The sequence below is a fragment of the Rhodococcus cercidiphylli genome (assembly GCF_033042225.1).
In the GTDB taxonomy this organism is placed as follows: domain Bacteria; phylum Actinomycetota; class Actinomycetes; order Mycobacteriales; family Mycobacteriaceae; genus Rhodococcoides.
Genome location: NZ_JAWLKE010000003.1, coordinates 36,032 through 55,568, shown reverse-complemented (window position 1 = coordinate 55,568; position 19,537 = coordinate 36,032). Strand labels below are relative to the sequence as shown.

Here is a 19,537-nt window from a genome sequence, read left to right as displayed (position 1 = left end):
CTCCTCGAATTGTGTTGGTAGGTCTAGCTCTTGGCTGCAGCGAGTTTGGCTTCGGCGGCCGGGACGCTGAGCATCTCCATGTCGCCGGGCAGCGCACCGCCCATTCCTTGGAGCGCTCCGCCCGTGTGCAGATCGCCGGTGTCGATGGCGACACCGCCGATGGTCGCGAGAAGATCCGTCACCAGCTTCTTCGCGTCGTCGTCGTCGCCTGCCACGTACACCGCGTGCTGGGGATCCGCTCCGGCCGCCAGTGTGGTCGCCATGATGTGAATGGGAGTGATGTTGAGCGCCTTGACCACTCGGGCACCGGGAATGTACTCGGCGACCATCTCGCTCGAGATGCGGCCGCCGATGTCGATGACGCCCTGCGGACCGGGGGCGGTTCGGTTGTTCGTCGTGTCGACGACGATCTTGCCGTTCCAGTTCTCGACGACCGAGACGGCCGCGGCGGTCTTGCCCCACGGGGTGGCCAGGAAGACGAGGTCGGTGCTGTCCACGGCCTCCTGCACCGTTCCCGCGGAGCAATGTCCGTTGAACTCGTCGACGATGTCCGCCAACGATTCCGGGCCACGCGAGTTGCTGAGGATGACGTCGTGTCCGGCCCGAGTGAAGAGTCCGGCCAATGCCTGACCCATTCGTCCGGCTCCGATGATTCCTATTTTCATTTCTCTCCTTCTGTGGTGGTGGTTGTTGTCGCCAGGTCCGCTTCGCTTGCGTCCCATTGGTCCCCGCCCAGGTAGCTGGCTCGGACCAGCCCCTTGTCCTGCAGCAGTACCTGGGCGTCGTGTCCGGCCGAGATGTCGCCGTGGGCCATCAGGTAGGCCCGGTCCGAGATTCCGAGGGCGAGCTCCACGTGCTGCTCGACGAGCAGGACGCCGCAACCGGTGTCGTCGGCGAAGCGGCGGATCACCGGCAGCAGTGCCTGCACGATGACCGGCGCGAGCCCGAGGCTGAGTTCGTCGAGCAGCAGCAGCGCCGGTTTGCGGGCGAGCGCCCGGCCGACGGCCAACATCTGCTGTTCGCCTCCCGAGAGAACTCCCGCAAGACGGTTGCTCAGTTTCGTCAGCGCCGGGAAGTAATCGAAAGCGAGGTCTGCATCGAGAGTCTCACCACGCCTGCGCAACTTGAAGTGTTCGGCGACGGTCAGTCCGAAGAACAGTCCTCGATCTTCGGGCACGTGGGCGATGCCGCGGCGAGCCCGGTTGGTCGGTGACAGTGCCTCGAGGCTCTCTCCCTGCAGGCTCACCCCGCCCTCGAACGAACGGACCAGCCCCGAGACTGCTTTGAGGGTGGTGGTCGTGCCTGCGCCGTTGGGCCCCAGCAGAGCCACCACCTCGCCTGTCCCGACCTCGATGCCGATGTCGCGGACGACCACCGACCGCTGGTAACCGGCCGAGAGATGATCGACGCTCAGAACCGCGCTCATGATCGGTCATTTCCTGCTGGGGCGACGTCGTGGCCGAGGTACGCCGAGATCACGCGGGGGTCGGATCGCACGACGTGCGGCAGTCCCTGGGCGATCACCTGACCGAACTCGAGTACGACGACGTAGTCGCAGGTGCCGAACACGAACGAGATGTCGTGGTCGATCAGCAACATCGGCGTTCCGTGATCACCGAGGCTGCGCAATTGCTTTCCGAGAAAGGAACTTTCGGTCGTGTCGAGACCGGCGGCCGGCTCGTCGAGGCACAGAATCGCCGGTTCGGACGCCAGCGCTCTGGCGATTCCGACCAGTTTGCGTTGCCCCTCGGAGAGTTCGGTGGGCAGTGCCCGGGCCAGGTGGCCGATTCCCACGTCACCGAGAGTCTTTGTCGCGCCGGCGATATCGTCGACGCCGAGGCCGAACATGCCGGCGATCGTCGATTTCACGGTGGGCTGGCGTGAGGCCACGGCGAGGTTCTCCGCCACCGTCAGATCGTCGAACAGCTCGACGGCCTGCCAGGTGCGGCACAGACCGTGTCGCACTCGTGCGTGGGGACGCAGGCCGCTGACGTCGCGGCCACCGATCTCGATGGACCCACCGGCCGGGACGAACCCGGTGATGGCGTCGACGAAGGTGGTCTTGCCTGCTCCGTTGGGTCCGATCAGGCCGACGATCTGGCCCGGGCGTACCTGCAGGTCGACGCCGCGCAGCGCGTGCACGCCGCCGAACCGTACTTCGATGTTGCGGGCTTCGAGAACGTTGGTCGTCATGTTCGCACGCTCTTCATCCGTGGCAGTTCCGGCACGAGGGTGTCGATACCGGTCATCTTGCGTTCCTTCTTGATCGACCTCGTCACGAGCAGGCCGTCCGGGAAGAACCGCAGTTGGAGCAGCAGACCGCCGCCGATGAGCAGCTGCACGTACAGGGAGATGTGGTCTGCGGGGAGAACGTATTTCTGCAGGATCAGCGGTATCACCGAACCGATCGCTCCGAAGCCCGCCAGCACGGCTCCCTGCGGCAGCGTCACGCCGAGGACGTAGACGCTCGCCACCAGAGTCAGCGCGACGGAGATCCCGTAGCTGTTCGCCGAGACGGTGCCGAACTGGTAGGCGTACATCACGCCGGCCACTCCGGCCAGCGCCGAGGTGATACCGAAGGCGACGATCTTGACCGTCCGCACGTTGACTCCGGCTGCGGCTGCGGCGCGTTCGTTGGAGCGGATGGCCAACATCTGACGGCCGAGGTCGCTGTTACGCAGGTAGACAACACCCATGTACGCGAGGGTGGCGACCACCAGTGCGACGAGTCCGAACACCGGGCTCGGTAGTGCGCCGTCCAGTCCGCGCAGACCGGAGTCGGGTCCGAAGTTGAATCCGAACAGCGCGGGTGAAGCCACGGGTGCGCCGGTCTGACCGCCGCCCCATTCGGAATTGGCGAACACGAATTGTTCGATGGCGACGGCCGCGGCGAGGGTCACCACCACCAGGGTCACACCGCGCACTCTCAGGGCCGCGGCTCCGATTCCCACGCCGAGTGCGGTCGCCGCGAGAACGGCGATGATCGGGGCGGCCGGGAAGCCGAGACCGAATTCGGTGCCGAGCCGTGAGACTGCGAACGCGGCGAATCCGGCGAGCGCGAGCTGCACCACCGACAACTGCCCGACGTATCCCATGATGACGATGAACGACAGACACAGGACGGTCGCGACCAAGCCGGTGGTGATGGCCTGACGTAGGTCCGAGGGGAGCACGAGCAGAGCGATCGCTCCGACGACGAAGACGGGGCCGACGCGGCGCAGCAGGTGCTCCTGGCGGGGTACCGCCGGCAGCGAGCGTCCGACGAATTCGCCGCGCTGCGGCAGTGTCGAACCCTTCCACCACAGGGCGATGACGATCAGCAAAAACTCTGCGAGCTGCTGCAAACCGGGCGGAGTGATTCCGTCCTGCGTCGGAAACCAGTCCATGGTCGAGGCGTAGGACAGCAACGACTCGGCCATACCGATGAGAAGACCTGCTGCGCAGGCGATCCAGATGGAGCTGAACCCGGCGAACAGCGCAGCGGCCAGGGCGGGGATCACCAGCAGCGGCAGCGTCGAGGCACTGACTCCGACGATGGAGGCGGCCAGGATGCCGACGAAGCCCGCCGTGACATAGGCGAGTACGGAGTTGGCCAGCGAGATCGACGACGGTGACAGCCCGGCCAGGACGGCCGACCGCTCGCTCTCGGACGCCGCACGGGTCGCGATACCGAAGCGGGTGAAGCGGTACAGCGCGGCAAGCGCCGCCGAGATCACGACGACCACTGCGGCCAGAATCAGCTGTGCCACCGGCACTGTCACACCGCCGACCTGCACGACCGAGTCGGTCAACACGGCGGGGCTGTTCAGCGGAGCGGTACCGAACACGAGCTGGACCACTGCTTGGAGCAGCAGCAGCACTCCGATGGACGCGACGAGTTTGGCGAGCGGCGAGGCGGATCTGAGCGGCTTGACGGCTGCGAACTCGACCATGACCGCAAGCACTGCCATCGCGAGCAGCGTGACGACTATTGCTGCGGGAGTGGTCAATGCGGGGGCGAAGAACCCGGTGCGCAGGGACCAGAAGAGGTAGCCGGCGACCATGACCACCGCACCGGCCGCGATGTTGATCGTTCCGCTACCGCGCCAGCTGAGTACGACGCCGACCGCGATCATCGCGATCAGTGCGCCGGTACCCAACCCGAGCAGAGCGAAAAGGAAGACGGTATCCATGCGCTACGCCCGCCCGTGTCGAATCGTGGGCCCGGCCATCACGCGAGCGGTGCCGGCGAGAGGTCGAAGTGCTCCTGGGCGAACATCTGCGCGAAGGTCTCCCACTGCAGGCCCACATTGGTTCGCGCCGTGGACATGTCGCGGTAGTAGCGCTGCATGCGCGAGCCGTTGCGGCCGCCTTCGCTGGTTCCCGAGGTGCGGAACAGCAGTTCGACGGCTTCCCAGGCGAGGTTGACGGCGTGGTGGGTGCTGGCGTTGATGTTCATGAGGTCCTCGGGCTCGAACTCGCCGCCGTCCTGCACCGACGACGCGCACAGCTCGGAGTAGTGCTGGCTCATCTTCACGAGGATGTCCTCGGCCGCGCGGATCTTGCCTGCCGCGACGCCCCAGTAGCGCTGGAAGTCCGGGGACGTGAAGCGCGGAAGCGGGTTGGGGCCCATGGTCTTCTTGGTCCGCAGGATGCGCTCGTATTCGTCGAGCGCGGCCCAGGCGCAGCCCACGAGTACCGAGGTGATCTCGAGCTGCAGGTAGCCCATGGGATGGCCTCCGTACATCGGATTGCCGTGCAGCTCGTAGCCGGGGGTCTTCAGGCCGCCACGGAACTGCAGCAGGCTGCCGCGCACCACGTTCTCCTCCGGCACCGCGGTGCCGGCGACGGTGATGCTGTTCGAGCCGCTGCCGCGCATGCCGAACGCGCGCTCTTTCCAATCGTCCTGCAGGATCCAGCCGTTGCGTGGAACGAGAGCCAGTCCCTGGCCGGTCTTCTCGCCGCCCTCGATGAGCCGCACCGCGAGAATGGCGTGGGTCGAGTAGGGCGATCCCGAGCAGTAGTCCCAGGTTCCGTCGACGCTCCATCGACCGTCGTCCTGCAGCGTCGCGGTGCCCATCGGCACGCCGCGCATCGGAGCTGCGAAGTCTCCGCCGGGTCCGATGGCCTCGGATTGCGCCTTCTCGTCGAACAATCCGCCGATCTGCAGTCCGTGACCGGAGGCCAGGCACAGGCACCAGCCCGAACCCGGGCAACCGCGGGCGATTTCGATGATCATTCTGACGAACGAGGTGACGTCGTACTCGAGCCCACCGAATCGCTGCGGGAGCAGCGTGCGGTAGAAGCCGGCCTCCTTGAACAGTTCGTGCGTCTCGGGCGAGTAGGTGCCGCGAGCGTCGGTCGAATCCTGTTCTGCGAGCAAGTGATCACGGAACGAGCGTGCGCGTTCGATGAGTTCTTCCGGACTCGACTCCGAGCTGGAATGTTCGACGGTGTGGTTGGCTACAGCGGTCATGATGGTCTTCTTTCTCGAGAGTGTGGGGGCTGTCGGAGATCGAGGTGTCAGGTGCCCGATGGTTCGAGCCAGTCGGTGAGCGCGGTGTACGAGCCGTTTCCGGTGTATTCGAAGACTCGGGTCTGGGCCCCGCACAGGCCCGGCTCGGCGGTGTTCGCGCCGCAGGCGACGGTGGCGCTACCGAGCAGGAGTGGGCCGGTGAAGGACTTCGCCTGTTCGGCGATCGCCGGCGCAGTTGCTTCGGAACCCCCTGCGGCATTGAGGAATCGGGTTGCGGTGGCCACCAGACCCCAGGCGAGGGCGGCATCGGGAGTGGTCTGGGATGTCTCGGACAGTCCGGCGGTCGTGGAGGCCTCGATGTACGACTGGACGTCGGGCTGGCTCATGTCGGCGACGTTGGTCTGGGTGGAGATCTGCTGCCACTTCGGTGCGTCACCACCGAGCCCCTGCGCCACCTGGTCGGTGAAGCAGAACGAGCCGGCTCCGATGATGGGTGCCGTCACCGCCAGCGTGTCGAGGGCCTTGGCCGCGGCCACGCACGTCGGCGGGGTCGAGACGAGCGGCACGATGGCGTCGGCGTCCGATGCCCCCGAGGCCACTGCTGCCGCGGTGAGGTTGGTGGTCGACGGGTCGAAGCCGACGGCCTTGACCTCGATTCCCACGGAGTCGAGCGCAGTCTGCAGAACCTTTGCACCGTCGGCACTTTGAGCGTTCTGCGGGTAGATCAGTGCGACGGACTTCGCACCGACCACGGTGTCCAGGTAGGTCGTCAGTCCGCGGAAGATCGACGACGGGTTGCCGTTGTAGATGAAGACGTTGTCGCTCTGCGCATCGGTGGAGCTGATGGAGTTGGCCATCAGGATCGGCTTCTGCCCCTTGTTCACCGCCAGGAACGATTGATTGCCGGTGATCGTCGAGCCGAACAGCACGGTCCGGACTTCCGGATCGTTGACCAGCTGCAGGCCGCAACTGTTGCCGTCCTGCTCGTTCTCGACGACGAAGCACGTTTCGAGCTTCAGCGGGTGCCCGTCGATCCCGCCGAGGTTCTCGTTCACGTACTTCACGGCGGCCTCGGCACCGTCGGTTGCGGCCGGGAATCCGAGGGCACCGCCCTGCTGATTGACCCATCCGATGGTGACGGGTTCGAGGCTCTGATCGGCTGCGCCTGCGGTGCCTCCGGTGTACTCGACCAGATCGGTGACAGCCGAGGTATTGGTCTGGTCGGTGGCTACTGCCGCCGAGCCGCCGGTCGCGGTACCGGTCGGTGATGCCGCTTCGGCGGCGCAGCCGGCGAGTACGGCCGACATGGTTGCCGCGACGACCAACAACTTCGCGGACTTCGACCCGGCCCTGGTGGGACGGGAGGGAGTGAGAGACATTGGGGTTCTTCCTTCGAGAGCGCGTGCGGGGTGCTCACGCGGTCTCGTGGACTACTCGCGTGGCCTTCATGGAATGCGATTCCGAGGTACGGAATCGAGACTAGCCATGTGAGGGCCATCACACAACCCTGAATTCCTTCGGGTTTTCTGTGCGTTTCGACCCTCGCCTGAAACTTGATCAGGATGCGTCGGACTGCAGATGCACGTCGAAGAAGGCGAAGACCTTCTTCCAGCCGTCCACTGCCTGTGCCTGCTGGTAATGCGGATGGTCGGTGGCGAAGAACCCATGTCCCGCACCGTCGTAACGATGGAACTCGAATTCTTTGCCGAGCCTGGTCAGCTCACGTTCGATGTCGTCGACCTGCTTCGGATCCGGATTGGTGTCGTCGTTGCCGAAGATCCCCAACAGTGGAGCCGACATGTCCGGGGCGCGATGAATGACTCCCCGCGACGGGGCGTTCGGCTTCGTCGGATCGGGAGCTTGCGGCACGATGCTTCCACCCCAGCAGTCGACGGCGGCGTCCAACGTCGGTACGTCGCATGCCGCGAGGAAGGCCTGCCGTCCGCCGGAGCAGAATCCGATCACCCCGGCCTTGCCGTTGGAGCCGGGCTGCGACTTCACGTAGTCGGTGGCCCCGGCGATGTCGCCCATCACCTGGTCGTTGGGCATTGCTTTTCCCAATCCCTCGGCCCGGGCCGCCGCAGCGACCTCGGCCCAGTGACCGGGACCGCGGCGGTGATAGAGATTCGGCGCGAGCGCCGCGTATCCGCACTCGGCGAACCGTCGGACCACCTCTTTGCACCAGAAGTCGAGCCCGGGTGCGTGGTGCAGCACGACGACGCTGCCCACCGGCTCGGCAGCGGTCGGCCGAGCCGAATAGCCCTCGATGCGGTCGCCGTTGTGGCCGGTGAATGCCACCACCTCGGCGATCATTCCTTCTTTCAACGCTCTTCTCCTCCGCGGTCCGGCCAGGTGTCCTACGCCGCGACCATCTCGTCGAGGCGGTTGCGCAACTCCTCCTCGGACAACGAGAGATCGATGGGCTCACTGAACGGCTGCGGCCACTCGATTCCGGTGTGCCAGTAGACCTCCACCCGGTTGCCCTCGGGGTCACGGAAGTAGCAACCGAGCGCATTGCCGTGGTTGCTGATGTGGTCGATGTCGTACTTGCGCTCCACGATCTGGGCATAGAACGCACGCAGATCGGCCAACGAGTCGACCACGAACGAGAGCTGCTGAGGATCGGTGTGGCGGTCGGGGTTCTTCGCGAGCAGAATCTCGTGATGCTCCTCCGACGGCCGCGAGCTGAGAAAGACGCGTCGTTCGTCGCGGTCGGTGACGGTCATTCCGAGGAATGTCGAGTAGAACTCCATCATGATCTCGGGGTCGGCGACGAACAGTCCGACGTGGCCGAGGCGGGTGACTTTGGGCATGAGAGTGAGCCTTTCGTTGTTGGGGAGTTGCGGTTCGGTGTGGCTGTCAGGCGAAAGAGACGGACCCGGTGACGACGTCCAACAGATGATCGATGTCATCGGGAAGTGCGTCTCCGCGCCACGCGACATGGTGATCGGAGCGGATCAATGTTGCGGTGGCGGAATACAATTCACCGAGATCGGTGAGGTCGGGATCCTCGACGGTGAGGATCTGCAGAGGCACGTTGCGTTCTGCAGCGGCGGCGGTGAGGACGTCGTGGTCGACGTCGCCGAGCACCAGCAGTGTGAAACCGTTCCCCAGGTGGTCGTACAGGGACGAGCCGTCCGCGAGCCAGTGGTGCGGTGCGCGGTTTCCGGGATAGGACGACGGCACGTAGTCCTCGAAAGACGGTGCAGGCTGGTCTGTTCCGTCGCGGTAGATGATGGGCGACGACGAGTAACGGTAGCCGAGTTGGCCGCCCATCCGCTTGAACTGACGGGCCTTCTGAATCGCGATGTCCTCGGCCACCTGGGCGCGGATCGCTTCGCCGACGGGGCCGTCGTCCTCGATACCGTCGCGCACCAATTCGCGCGAACCCACGGCCTGATTGCTCTCACAACCGGCGAGGATGAAGCGTGCTGCTTCACCGCGTTCGATGCTGTAGCTCGGGAGCATGAGGGGACCGCCCCAACCGTCGATCAACGCGGCGAGTTTCCACCCCAGGTCCGCGGCATCACCGATACCGATGTTCATGCCGAAACCGCCCATCGGCGAGACCATGTGCGCGGAGTCGCCGGCCAGCAGTACGCGGCCGAAGTCGAATCGCGGTGCCTGAATCGAATGGGTGATGAAGGTGCCGCCCGCGAGCGGCTCCACCTCGAACTCTTCACCGATTGCACGAAAGAGCATGGCGCGGCACGCTTCCCAATCGTCACCGTCGACATCCTCGGGTACGGGCGAGCAGAAGTATGCCCAGTGATCGGTTCCCGACTGCGGAACCAGACTGTCGCCGGCACGGTCCTCGTTGTAGAACAGCAGCATCGAGGCCATCGGCGTGGCTTTCCACAGCTCGGCCAGTGCCGGAGCCTTGATGTGCCACAGGAAGCTGCGGGCGAGGTTGGGATGACCTTCCATTCGGACATTCAGGCCGTCACGACGGAGCCGGCTGCGACTGCCCTCGGAGACCACCATATACTGCGCCAGGAGTGTCTGTTCGCCGTTCGGGGTTGCAACGGTGAGGGTCACCCCGTGGTCGTTCTGCTCGAATCTCTTCACTTCGTTCTCGAAGCGCAGATCGATCAGCGGAAGCGACTTCACGCGGTCCCGCAGAGTCTTCTCGATCGCCTCGTTCGGTGCCCACTCCGCTACCTCGGATGCGATGGGCAGCCGCTCCGACCACTCGTACGCGCGGGGAAATCGCAACACCTCGTGGCCGGTCAGACGGGTCACGAAGGCGACGTCACGATAGACCAGGGGGCTCACAGGATCGTTGTCGCGCAATGCATCTGCAATGCCCCACCGTCGGAAGTGCTCCATGGAGCGAACGTTGGTCATGTTGGCGCGTGCGACGATCCGTTCCTCCTCCGAACGTTTCTCGAACAGCACGCTCGGGATACCGCGAAGGGCGAGATCGATGGCCAACGCCATCCCCACCGGCCCCGCACCCGAGACTGCGACGGGTACTTCGTTGGAACGAGATGCCACTGTCCACTCCTCTGACTTCCATGAACAATTCCATCTGATGGAATGTATTTCCAAGATAACAGCGGGTTGGAGAAGTGGCAAGCATCACGTTTGGCTACTGACGAGTACTGCGATTGGGAGCTGGGGTGGTGCGGGCGGGGCCTGGGTGTTGTTGGCAGGGCTTGGGTGTTGTTGGCGGACCCCGATCTCGCAAACGCGCGCGCTTTCGTGACCCGCCCCCCGGGCCTGGGTGTCGCCGGCGGACCCCGATCCCGCAAACGCGCGCGCATTCGCCATACGCGCGCAAGTTCGTGACGCGAAACCACTCGCGTTCAGCGAACGCGCACGCGTTTGCGAGGACCGAGGGGCGCCCAGACGAGGCGAAGGTCGACGGTTGCCGTTCAATTCCGTGACAGCGCAATGGCATTCCCCATCGATGTGTACGATCACCGCCATGACTGCCCCACCATTCCCCCGTATGCGGTGGGTGCCCGGCGGCCAGTTTCGGATGGGATCGGACTGGGCCGACTATCCCGAGGAAGCGCCCGTTCACGAGGTGAGTGTCGAGGGGTTCTGGGCAGACGAGACGCCGGTGACCGTCACTCAGTTCAGACGGTTCGTCAAAGCCACCGGGTACGTGACGGTGGCGGAGCGGCCGATGGATCCGGCGGACTATCCGGATGCGGATCCAACGCGTCTGGTGCCGAGTTCGCTGGTGTTCACTCCGACGCAGGGCCCGGTGGATCTGACGAATTGGCAGGGCTGGTGGCGGCTGATTCCAGGTGCGAACTGGGCGCATCCGGAGGGCCCGGGTTCCGGGATCGATGGGCGCGAATTGCATCCGGTCACGCATGTGAGCTGGGAGGACGTGAACGCCTACGCCCAGTGGGCGGGCAAGGATCTACCCACCGAGGCCGAGTGGGAATGCGCGGCTCGCGGCGGGTTGAACGGCGCGGCCTACGCGTGGGGAGACCAACTGGCACCGATGGGTACCCAGTTGGCCAACTACTGGATCGGCGAGTTTCCCTGGCAAAACCTCAAACCGGTCGCCGATCGTAGGACCACGGCCGTGCGTTCGTATCCACCCAACGGCTACGGCTTGTACGACGTCACCGGAAACGTGTGGGAGTGGACGGCGGATTTCTACCGCACCGATCACAGCGAGACCGCCACCCACGCCTGCTGCGGACCCGCGATCGATCCGCGGGTCGCGTCGGCCGCGGGCAGCCGCGATCCCGCCGGGACCATCTCTCGTCGGGTCATCAAGGGCGGGTCCCATCTGTGCGCCGAGAACTATTGCCGCCGTTATCGTCCCGCTGCTCGACAAGCGCAACCCGTCGACTCCGGTATGTCCCACATCGGGTTTCGCTGCATCGTCAGAGGCTCTGCACCGACTCGCTGAGCCGGAACGAGCGTCAGTCGGACTGAACACGACTCCGCGGCGGCCCGGCAGGCCCGCTCCTTCCGCCCTCGTGCAGAGCGACCACAGTCCACCCCGCACCCACCATGGACAGGACCAATACAGCTCCAATTGCGATCATGTGACCACAATGGACTGCTTTCACTCCAAATTTTGCAGTCCAGTGTGCGAGAGTGGCATGCATGGACTCGTTCGACGCCTCCGCCATCACGGCCCCGGATCTGGCCGCACGGATCGACCCATCGACGTTGCGAAACCGATCCGGTGGTCCGCTCTACCTCGAGATCGCCGACGAGTTGCGGCGACTGATCGAGAACGGTGAGGTGTCGGCGCATACGCGTCTGCCTGCCGAGCGGGCGTTGTCGATCAGCTTGGACGTCAGTCGGGTGACGGTCGCATCGGCGTACGGGCATCTGCGCGAGGGTGGGTGGATCAGCGCTCAGCGAGGTTCGGGTACCTACGTGTCGCCGACGGGGTCTTTGCCGTCGTGGGGTTCGCTGGCCGGCGACCGAGAGACTGCGAATCTGGAATTCGTCAACGCCTCCCCGTCGGCATCGCCGCTGTTGTCCGACGCGTACGGTGTTGCGGCAGAGAAGATTCGAGTCCGTTTCAACTTGGGCGGGTACGCTCCGTCCGGTCTGTTCGAGCTCCGAGAGTCCATCGCCGCGTACTACCGAGGGCGGGGAGTGCCGACCACCGCCGACAACATCCTCGTCACCTCCGGTGCCACCGACGCCATCCACGCTGTGTTGGCGACGTTCACCGAGCCCGGGGCCCGCGTATTGGTGGAGCACCCGACATATCCGGGTGTCGTCGAACTCGTCAACTCCCTCGGCGGTCGTTGCATCCCGGTGCCCATCGATCCCGACAACACCGACGAGTTCGTGGCTGCGGCAGACAGGTCCGCGCGGCAGAGTGCACCCACTTTGGCGTACTTCATGCCCGACTTCTCCAATCCGTCGGGTGCGCGACTCCCCCTGAGCACCCGCCGACAGCTGTCCGCCACCATGCACCGCCACGGCGTACTGACCATCGTCGACGAGGTAGCGGCCGATCTGTCTCTCGACGGTTCACCTGATATCGAACCCTTCGGAGCCGCCACTCCGGACGTGGCTACGGTGACCGTCGGGTCGACGAGCAAGACGGTGTGGGGCGGGCTGCGAGTCGGGTGGGTTCGCGCCGAAGCCGGCCTGTTGGCGAGAGTCGCCGCAACCTATGCGCAACGCCAACTTTCGGTCTCGATCATCGATCAACTGGCGGCAGTCGAGTTGTTGGGTAAGTACGACGAGGTACGACGAGTCCGCGCGGAGGCGTCGAGAACGGCCCGCGATCACACCATCGCACTGATACGTGATCATCTGCCGGGCTGGCACTTTCGAGTTCCCGACGGCGGTCTGGCACTGTGGTGTTCCCTACCCGACGGCATCCGATCCAGCCATCTCGTCGCCGACGCCCAGTCGCAGGGACTGCTGCTGGCACCGGGACTCAGATTCGGAACGGGATACGCCTTCGACGATCGTCAGCGCATTCCGTTCACCCGCTCACTGTCCGACATCACCTCGGCGATCGAGATCCTCGCTCGCCTGTCGTCGGAGAACATCCCGACGCCGGCCGCCGCGTCGAGCACGCCTGCTGCGGTGGTGTGAGCCCCGACGGCCATCGCAAACGCGCGCGCGTTCGCGAGACGCTCGCGAATTGGTCAGCTGGTCGCTAGCGGAATCGCGCGCACCTGGCGAATGCGCACGCGTTTGCAACGTCGCAGGGCCGGCAGCACTCAGGGCCGGAGGGACTGGACGATTGCCGTGATACGCCGCTCGCGAGTGTCGTCGCGTTTCGCGTCGGCGACGGACCTTGCGTGTTCCTTTCGCGTCGACGGTGCCAGCGCATCGAACGCTGCTCGGACAGCCGGATCCGCGTCCAAGGCTGTCGCCAGCGCCGGCGGAACCTCGATCACCTGCGGTTGGTCGTCCAGCTCGATGGTCACGTCGACGGTGTCGCCGGCCTCGACGCCGAGTGTGGCGCGAACGCTCTTGTTGAGTCCGAGCAGATTTTCGCCACCCATTCGGCCGATGCGACCACGCACCGTCTGACCACCGATCGTGAACCGAACTGGTGGCGTTCTGGTGGAACCGAGGGACGCGACCTGCTCGTCAGTGAGCACAATGGCCGCTGCCGGGCCTCGTGATTCGAGAACCGTGGACATCCGCAGAACCGTCGCTGCCATGCGGACAGGCTATCGGTCACAGGTGCGCTCAGTGTCCACAATTCGCGTCGAGAGGCGGGATTCCGTCGTCGGCCTCGAACAGTGGACAGCCAGCGCACCTGGCCGACAGTAATCAGGCTTCGGCTTCCACGATTCGCTTGATTGCGGCCAGCGTGCGAGGGATGCCGTCGAGTGCCGCCTGGCTACGAGTGTCGATTTCCTTCTCCGCGTCCTCGCCGAACTTGCTGTGGAAGAAGGCGATGCCATCGGGCAGGAAGTTCCAGTTCTCGGTCAGTCGTGTTCCGCCATCGACCGTTTCGAGGGTGTAGCCCCAGCGAACGAAGTTGTCGCCCACCACCCACGCGAACTCGCGACCAGGGTCGGCGGCGGCAACCGTCGACACGGTCTCCCACGTGCGACCCGGCACCACGTTGCGGCCGGTGAACGTCGATCCGACGCCACCGCCGTCGGCCTCGTTCCACCAGCATTCCTGGCAGATCGGGCTCCATTCGCCTGTTCGGGTGATGTCGGAGACAACGGCGTACACGTCTTCGACAGACGCAGCGACGACGACGGATTCGGAAAACTCGAGTGCAGTCATCTCTCCATTGTCCATCTGGCACCCGCGAAGCTGTGAGCAGACCCGCTGCCTACAGCAGAACTATTGGCATGCAATCGAATTGGGACTCACACTCGAACCATGAGCGAAACGCCACGAATGTTCCCGCCCGAACTCCGCAACCAACTCCTTCGTCATCGAGTCCTGGTGCTCGACGGCCCCCTCGACGACGACAACGGCACGGTCCTCACCACCCATTTGTTGACATTGGCCGCCGACAACTCCTCGGCCGACATCGCCCTGTGGATTCACTCCCCCGGCGGATCGGTTCCCGCGATGCTCGCCATCCGCGATGTGATGCGGCTGGTGCCATGCGACGTGTCGACGCTTGCACTCGGGTTGGCCTGCAGCGCCGGTCAATTCCTGTTGTCCTCCGGTACGCGCGGCAAGCGGTATGCCCTGCCGCATTCGCGAATACTGATGCATCAGGGATCGGCCGGGATCGGTGGATCGGCCGTCGAAGTGGAAGTACAGGCCAACGATCTGCGTCATACCCGAGATACGGTGCTCGGGCTCATTGCCGACGACACCGGACAAACACGCGAGCAGATCTTCGACGACTCTCTGCACGACCGTTGGTTCACCGCGGAAGCAGCTCGCCAGTACGGGTTCGTCGACGCGATCGTGGACTCGTTCGATCAGGTCATGCCCGCGCGACGGGCGTCGTTCGGAATGGAGTTGGCCCGATGAGCACGTACACCATTCCCAATGTCATCACCCGAGATTCGCGGGGCGAACGCGTCGTCGACGTCTATTCGCATCTGCTCAGTGAGCGCATCGTCTATCTCGGTACCGGTATCGACGCAGGGGTCGCGAATGCGATGATTGCGCAGCTGCTGCATCTGGAGGCCGATTCCCCCGACCAGGAAATCTCGATGTACATCAACTGCGAGGGCGGCGACACCGCCGCCATGCTCGCGATCTACGACACGATGCAATTCATCGGATCACCCATTGCCACAACATGTGTGGGCCAGGCCGTTGCGGCAGGAGCCGTGCTGCTCGCAGCGGGAGCGCCGGGGCGTCGTTCGGCGCTGACTCACAGCCGGGTGGTGTTGCATCAGCCTGCGGCGCAGGGCCGCGGCACCATCCCGGACCTCATTTTGGCCGCTGACGAAGTCGTCCGAGTGCGAGCCGAGATGGAGGCAATTCTGGCGGCACACACCGGACGCGAGGTGGACACGCTTCGACACGACACCGACCGAGATCTGGTGTTGACGGCACCAGCTGCTTTGGAATACGGCGTCGTCGATCAGGTTCTCGCGGGGCGTCAGGCGGCCATCAACGTCGCATCGCCGCGCGAGAGGTCGTGATGCGCAAGGCGTGAAATTTCGGCCATCGACGTGCCCAATGCGCCGACGACGGCCGCGAGGATTTCGCTCGACGGATCCTTGCGGCCGCGTTCGAGCTCCGACAAGTACTGCGGCGCAATGCCTGCGCGCGCGGCGGTGTCGGCGAGAGTGTCTCCGCGGGCGTGTCTGCGCTCGCGTAGTCGTCTGCCGACCACCTCGCGCCACAGGGGTTCCACCGCGCGCGCTGCTCGACGCTCATCGATTCGTATGACCTGGCCCATGATCGGAGCCTAGGCCTCCTGTCCGTGATGGGTCGCAAATTCTGCTTAGAGCAGAGAGCTCGGTTTCACGAATGTCCTCGCATAGCGTTTCTGCCAGGGCGTTTCGACAGCGCGGTGCGAGTAATTGCACCGGACATAGTCGATTGCAACACTGCCCGGCATACCGTCGAGCGCAACCAGGCAGGCCAGTGCGGTGCCCGTTCGCCCCACACCGCCGGTACACGCAATCTCGACTCTCTCGGTTGCGCAGCGGCGCAATACATCTCGTAGTCCGACCTCGAGCTCAGTCGAGTCGGACGGCAGCCAGAGGTCGGGCCAGCGAACCCATCGACTGTCCCACGAGAACTCGCCCGGATCCTTGCCCTGCAGGTAGACCCCGAAGCTCGGCAACGGACCGTCATGCATCGGAACACGCAAGGCGCGTCCACGAACGAGACTGCCCGACGGCAACTGCAGCACGCCCGGACTGTGTAAGTCCCACATTCGAGGCGTCCTTTCCTTGTCGTTCGCGACACCTGTTTCTGTCCAGCACCGATATTGTGCCCCCATGCGCTCAGTTGTTCTTGCCTTCGCCGCACTGGGGTTCACGGTGGGTCTGCTTGCGTCCGTGTCGGGATGGGCCGACACCCTGTACGTGGAACCCGGCCAGAGGAGCCGCGCCTACGCAACCACCGCCGATGTTGCCCTGCAGGTTCGAGTCGGCCTCTTCCTCGAGTGGTGGACAAAAGTGCAACCCATAATCGGTGCCGTTGTCGGTGCCGCCGTCGGATTCACGCTCCACTGCAGAGGCTTTCGCCTTCTGCGCGTCGGAAAGACATGATGGCTCTACTCGACACCAGGCTTCGTCCACTCGATTGTGTGTCGAAACCCTAGGCGGTGTCGCATCTTCTTACCCGGTAGCCACTTTTCGGCCATGTCTCCGATGTCGTCGAAGCTCAGCACCGGATCCTTGACCGGGAACGGTGGCGACGGTGCTGTCACCGGACTCGGCCACGGGTGGTGCAGAAATCCGATGAAGGGGTTGGTAACGATGGAGACCGAATCCCACAGCAGATCTCGCACGCTGGTCGGTGGAGAAAGCCCGACGATGAGCACTCGCCCGCCCGGCGTAAGAATCCGCCCGACATGACGCAAGGCGTCGTCGATGTCGAGATGATGCAGGACGGCGACCATGGTCACGAGATCGATCGAATCGTCTGCCCACGAATCCAGTTGACGATCCGTGATCGATACGTTGTCGACGTCGCCAGACGTGGCCACTGCGATTCGGCGCATCTCATAATCGGCATCGGCCCCGACGACATGCTCGAAATGAGGAGCCAAGGCTCGCACCAGGCCACCCCGTCCACAGCCCATGTCGAGTGCGCGGCCACGCCGGTGCGGCAGATTCGCCAGAATCCAGCTGTGGAAGTAGTCGTTGTGACTCCATGGGTGTCGCTCGTTCAGCTCACGAAGCCACTGGGCCCCTCGGCCTCCGATGAGGGACGTTCCCATTCGTCTCAGCACCACGGAACCCAGTATCCACGAGACGCACCTCGGACGGCTCGACGAACGATGTCAACGAGTCAGCCCCACGATCGTCGGCTTTTCGGAAGTTCTCGGACAAGCATTCCTAGCCACGCATCCAACGCTTCAGCGGTGACCGACGGTGCTTCGAGCGGAGTCAGATGACCCACACCAGGAACAGTAATCACAGACGATTCCCCCGGCAGTAATTGCCGCAGTCGAAACGCCTGTTCGACGGGAATCCAGGGGTCCTGTTCGCCCCATCCGATCGTAGTGTTGCAGCGGACTCGGGGAAGGGCATCGACGATGGGCCGCGTGTGTCCGGGGCGCAGTTCGGCGATCTGTCGGTAGAACGCAGGCTGGCCCTCGTCGGATAACCAGGGTTCGGTCAACATCGCCACGATGTCTGCGTCCAGCCGCTGATGTGCCGCTCCCGCAATGTATTCGGTAACCAGTGCCGAGTGCAGGCGTGCAGGCAACGCAGCGAAGACCTCGGCGTTGTCGGCGACGAGTCGGAAGAACTCGGATCCCCAGGGGTTGAGCGTCACCACGTCCCACAGGTACAGGCCGCCGAAATCGCAGCCGTGAAGTAGATGGGCTCCCAGGGCGACTGCACCGCCGATGTCGTGAGCGACGACGAAGGGCCTAGTCAACTGCCAGTGGTCGAGCAACAGTGCGAAGCGCAGCATCTGGGTGGGCAGGTCAGTCCGGATATCCGGTCCCTGTGCGGACCGTCCGTATCCGGGCATGTCCCAGAGGTAGACACGATGGCCAGCGCTGAGGTGGCGCGCGGCGTGCCCCCAGACCTGAGCCGACCAGGGAGTTCCATGGCAGAACACCACATCAGCGGACGGTTCCGCTCTGTCGGGTGCCATCTCGTAGGTCGCTACCGAATCGCCACCCACGGACACGAAGATGGGCTCTGGTAGATCGAATCTGTCGATCGTCATGGGGACGAACGTAATAGTTCAGGTCGACCTGAAGTCAATGTGAGACCATCGGCAAGTGAAGATCGGAGAGGCTGCGCGCGAACTCGACGTTCCGACCCACGTCCTGAGACATTGGGAGGACGTCGGTGTGGTTGTGCCCGAACGCCTCTCGTCGGGTCACCGCGATTACAGCGAGGAACACCTGCGTCGACTGCGGGTACTGAGGGCCTGTCAGGACGTGGGAATCAGCTTGGCCGACATTCGCCTGATACTTCATCGAGACGAACCCGAACGAACCGAAGTCATCGCAGACCATCTGGCCCGAGTCCGACGGCAGCAAACTCGACTCGCCAGTGCCGAGCGCTTTCTCGCGCACGTCGTCGCGTGCACACACGATCTGCTCACCCGATGCGCGCAGTGCAGCGAGTACTCCGCTACGCAGGCTGGGCCGACTTCCCAAGAAGTACGCTGAGTTTGCAGAGGCTCTCGCCACCCTCATTCAGGCGCGGACGAGTGCAGCGAGTTCACGAAGGTACGCTCCCGGCGTAATTCCGGCGACGCCCCGAAAGTCGTTGATCATGTGAGCTTGATCGACGTAGCCCAGGTCGGCAGCAATACGGGCAGCATCGGCTGCGGGGAGCGACAAACGTTGCAACACTGCTTGTAGTCGAACCCGTCGGGCGACTGCTTTTGGGCCCATCCCGAGTGACGATCGCAGCGCCCTCTGCACGGCACGTTCACTGACCCCAAGCATTCCTGCCACCGATTGCCCGGGTTTTCTGCCGATGCCCCGAGATAGAGCATCGACTGCGGCGTTTGCGAGAAGGTGTTCGGCAGTCGGTGGTCGTTTCTCCAGCATCTCAGTGATGACCGAATCTGCGCGTAGAGCATGGTCGGCAGCCGAATCTGGCCCGGAGACGCTATTGAGCATGTCGAAGAGAAGTTGGTCGGTCTCTTCGTTGATCGGTTGCGCCGCCGAAAGTCTCGTGGGATCGAGGTCGGACACGACCGCCAGTCCAGCTGGACGCAGTCGGACGGCGAACACGAAGCCTCGACCTCCGATCGTCCGGGACCACGCCCTGCGTTGAACATTGGTGATCATGAAGGGCGCGGGCACTGCACCGGTCTCCACACTGACCGTGACTGCCGGAAACTCGAGGACTCGCTGTTCGACGGTTTCGTCCGTAGTCAATGCCCATCGCACACTCCAGTACGCGTCGACAACATCTCGAATCGCTGCAGCCGGTTCGTGCCAGGTTGCGTCGAAGCGACGAAGAAGCGCCGGAGCCATGACGCCGGAGCGTTCGTGAACGTCGATGGGCTTGGACGCGACCCGCCTTTCTCCCATGTCGCAAT

At 64.3% G+C, this 19,537-nt stretch carries 22 protein-coding genes; 6 read left to right on the top strand and 16 right to left on the bottom strand.

What is annotated here, in order from left to right; all coding sequences use genetic code 11:
* Positions 1–23: 23 nt before the first annotated feature.
* The 9 genes from R3P95_RS07345 to R3P95_RS07305 form a co-directional block, all read right to left on the bottom strand.
* Entirely contained in the window at positions 24–665 is a 642-nt protein-coding gene (locus R3P95_RS07345) for an NADPH-dependent F420 reductase (RefSeq protein WP_317547852.1), read from the bottom strand.
* Entirely contained in the window at positions 662–1,426 is a 765-nt protein-coding gene (locus R3P95_RS07340; protein WP_317547851.1) for an ABC transporter ATP-binding protein, read from the bottom strand. The genes R3P95_RS07345 and R3P95_RS07340 overlap by 4 nt, the downstream gene beginning before the upstream one ends.
* Positions 1,423–2,193, bottom strand: coding sequence for an ABC transporter ATP-binding protein (locus R3P95_RS07335; RefSeq protein WP_317547850.1), 771 nt, complete (start codon positions 2,191–2,193; stop codon positions 1,423–1,425). Before R3P95_RS07335 ends, R3P95_RS07340 begins: the two co-directional genes overlap by 4 nt.
* Complete coding sequence (locus R3P95_RS07330; protein ID WP_317547849.1) at positions 2,190–4,172, bottom strand: branched-chain amino acid ABC transporter permease; 1,983 nt, start codon at positions 4,170–4,172, stop codon at positions 2,190–2,192. Before R3P95_RS07330 ends, R3P95_RS07335 begins: the two co-directional genes overlap by 4 nt.
* A 38-nt stretch (positions 4,173–4,210) precedes the next feature.
* Positions 4,211–5,455, bottom strand: coding sequence for an acyl-CoA dehydrogenase family protein (locus tag R3P95_RS07325; protein ID WP_317547848.1), 1,245 nt, complete (start codon positions 5,453–5,455; stop codon positions 4,211–4,213).
* A 47-nt stretch (positions 5,456–5,502) separates the two neighbouring features.
* On the bottom strand, positions 5,503–6,834 hold the full coding sequence (locus tag R3P95_RS07320) for an ABC transporter substrate-binding protein (protein ID WP_317547846.1): 1,332 nt from the start codon (positions 6,832–6,834) through the stop codon (positions 5,503–5,505).
* 178 nt (positions 6,835–7,012) lie between these two features.
* Positions 7,013–7,780, bottom strand: coding sequence for a dienelactone hydrolase family protein (locus R3P95_RS07315; protein ID WP_317547845.1), 768 nt, complete (start codon positions 7,778–7,780; stop codon positions 7,013–7,015).
* Positions 7,781–7,812: 32 nt separating this feature from the next.
* A complete protein-coding gene (locus tag R3P95_RS07310) occupies positions 7,813–8,268 on the bottom strand; it encodes a VOC family protein (protein WP_317547844.1) in 456 nt (151 codons plus the stop codon).
* Between the two features lie 46 nt (positions 8,269–8,314).
* Positions 8,315–9,952 carry an FAD-dependent monooxygenase gene (locus tag R3P95_RS07305; protein ID WP_317547843.1) on the bottom strand — a complete coding sequence of 546 codons (1,638 nt, stop codon included), beginning with the start codon at positions 9,950–9,952 and terminating at the stop codon, positions 8,315–8,317.
* A gap of 433 nt (positions 9,953–10,385) precedes the next feature.
* Between R3P95_RS07305 and R3P95_RS07300 the strand changes: the two genes are divergently transcribed.
* Together R3P95_RS07300 and R3P95_RS07295 are read left to right on the top strand one after the other, a co-directional pair.
* Complete coding sequence (locus tag R3P95_RS07300; RefSeq protein ID WP_317547842.1) at positions 10,386–11,333, top strand: formylglycine-generating enzyme family protein; 948 nt, start codon at positions 10,386–10,388, stop codon at positions 11,331–11,333.
* Positions 11,334–11,533: 200 nt separating this feature from the next.
* Complete coding sequence (locus tag R3P95_RS07295; protein WP_317547841.1) at positions 11,534–12,997, top strand: aminotransferase-like domain-containing protein; 1,464 nt, start codon at positions 11,534–11,536, stop codon at positions 12,995–12,997.
* A gap of 128 nt (positions 12,998–13,125) precedes the next feature.
* On the opposite strand, the gene R3P95_RS07290 is transcribed toward R3P95_RS07295, so the two are convergent.
* Both R3P95_RS07290 and R3P95_RS07285 read right to left on the bottom strand, forming a co-directional pair.
* Positions 13,126–13,575: a YdeI/OmpD-associated family protein gene (locus R3P95_RS07290; protein ID WP_317547840.1), complete on the bottom strand. Its 450-nt coding sequence runs from the start codon at positions 13,573–13,575 to the stop codon at positions 13,126–13,128.
* 112 nt (positions 13,576–13,687) lie between these two features.
* A complete protein-coding gene (locus R3P95_RS07285) occupies positions 13,688–14,155 on the bottom strand; it encodes an SRPBCC family protein (RefSeq protein WP_317547839.1) in 468 nt (155 codons plus the stop codon).
* 99 nt (positions 14,156–14,254) lie between these two features.
* Here R3P95_RS07285 and R3P95_RS07280 point away from each other — a divergent pair, with 99 nt between their 5' ends.
* Positions 14,255–14,863 carry a ClpP family protease gene (locus tag R3P95_RS07280; protein ID WP_300523730.1) on the top strand — a complete coding sequence of 203 codons (609 nt, stop codon included), beginning with the start codon at positions 14,255–14,257 and terminating at the stop codon, positions 14,861–14,863.
* Positions 14,860–15,486 (top strand): ClpP family protease, encoded by a 627-nt coding sequence (locus R3P95_RS07275; RefSeq protein ID WP_317547838.1) that lies wholly within the window; start codon positions 14,860–14,862, stop codon positions 15,484–15,486. The genes R3P95_RS07280 and R3P95_RS07275 overlap by 4 nt, the downstream gene beginning before the upstream one ends.
* On the opposite strand, the gene R3P95_RS07270 is transcribed toward R3P95_RS07275, so the two are convergent.
* A complete protein-coding gene (locus R3P95_RS07270) occupies positions 15,444–15,746 on the bottom strand; it encodes a helix-turn-helix domain-containing protein (RefSeq protein ID WP_255183123.1) in 303 nt (100 codons plus the stop codon). The genes R3P95_RS07275 and R3P95_RS07270 overlap by 43 nt on opposite strands.
* Before the next feature lie 45 nt (positions 15,747–15,791).
* Positions 15,792–16,229 (bottom strand): protein-tyrosine phosphatase family protein, encoded by a 438-nt coding sequence (locus R3P95_RS07265; RefSeq protein WP_317547836.1) that lies wholly within the window; start codon positions 16,227–16,229, stop codon positions 15,792–15,794.
* A gap of 64 nt (positions 16,230–16,293) precedes the next feature.
* Between R3P95_RS07265 and R3P95_RS07260 the strand changes: the two genes are divergently transcribed.
* Complete coding sequence (locus R3P95_RS07260; protein ID WP_317547835.1) at positions 16,294–16,566, top strand: hypothetical protein; 273 nt, start codon at positions 16,294–16,296, stop codon at positions 16,564–16,566.
* A 5-nt stretch (positions 16,567–16,571) separates the two neighbouring features.
* Here R3P95_RS07260 and R3P95_RS07255 read toward each other — a convergent pair whose 3' ends face one another.
* Both R3P95_RS07255 and R3P95_RS07250 read right to left on the bottom strand, forming a co-directional pair.
* Positions 16,572–17,240: a class I SAM-dependent methyltransferase gene (locus R3P95_RS07255; RefSeq protein ID WP_317547834.1), complete on the bottom strand. Its 669-nt coding sequence runs from the start codon at positions 17,238–17,240 to the stop codon at positions 16,572–16,574.
* 71 nt (positions 17,241–17,311) lie between these two features.
* On the bottom strand, positions 17,312–18,202 hold the full coding sequence (locus tag R3P95_RS07250; protein ID WP_317547833.1) for an alpha/beta fold hydrolase: 891 nt from the start codon (positions 18,200–18,202) through the stop codon (positions 17,312–17,314).
* Positions 18,203–18,257: 55 nt separating this feature from the next.
* Between R3P95_RS07250 and R3P95_RS07245 the strand changes: the two genes are divergently transcribed.
* Complete coding sequence (locus R3P95_RS07245; RefSeq protein ID WP_317547832.1) at positions 18,258–18,653, top strand: MerR family transcriptional regulator; 396 nt, start codon at positions 18,258–18,260, stop codon at positions 18,651–18,653.
* 27 nt (positions 18,654–18,680) lie between these two features.
* Here R3P95_RS07245 and R3P95_RS26120 read toward each other — a convergent pair whose 3' ends face one another.
* Positions 18,681–19,472 carry a helix-turn-helix domain-containing protein gene (locus tag R3P95_RS26120; RefSeq protein WP_394855404.1) on the bottom strand — a complete coding sequence of 264 codons (792 nt, stop codon included), beginning with the start codon at positions 19,470–19,472 and terminating at the stop codon, positions 18,681–18,683.
* Positions 19,473–19,537 lie beyond the last annotated feature (65 nt).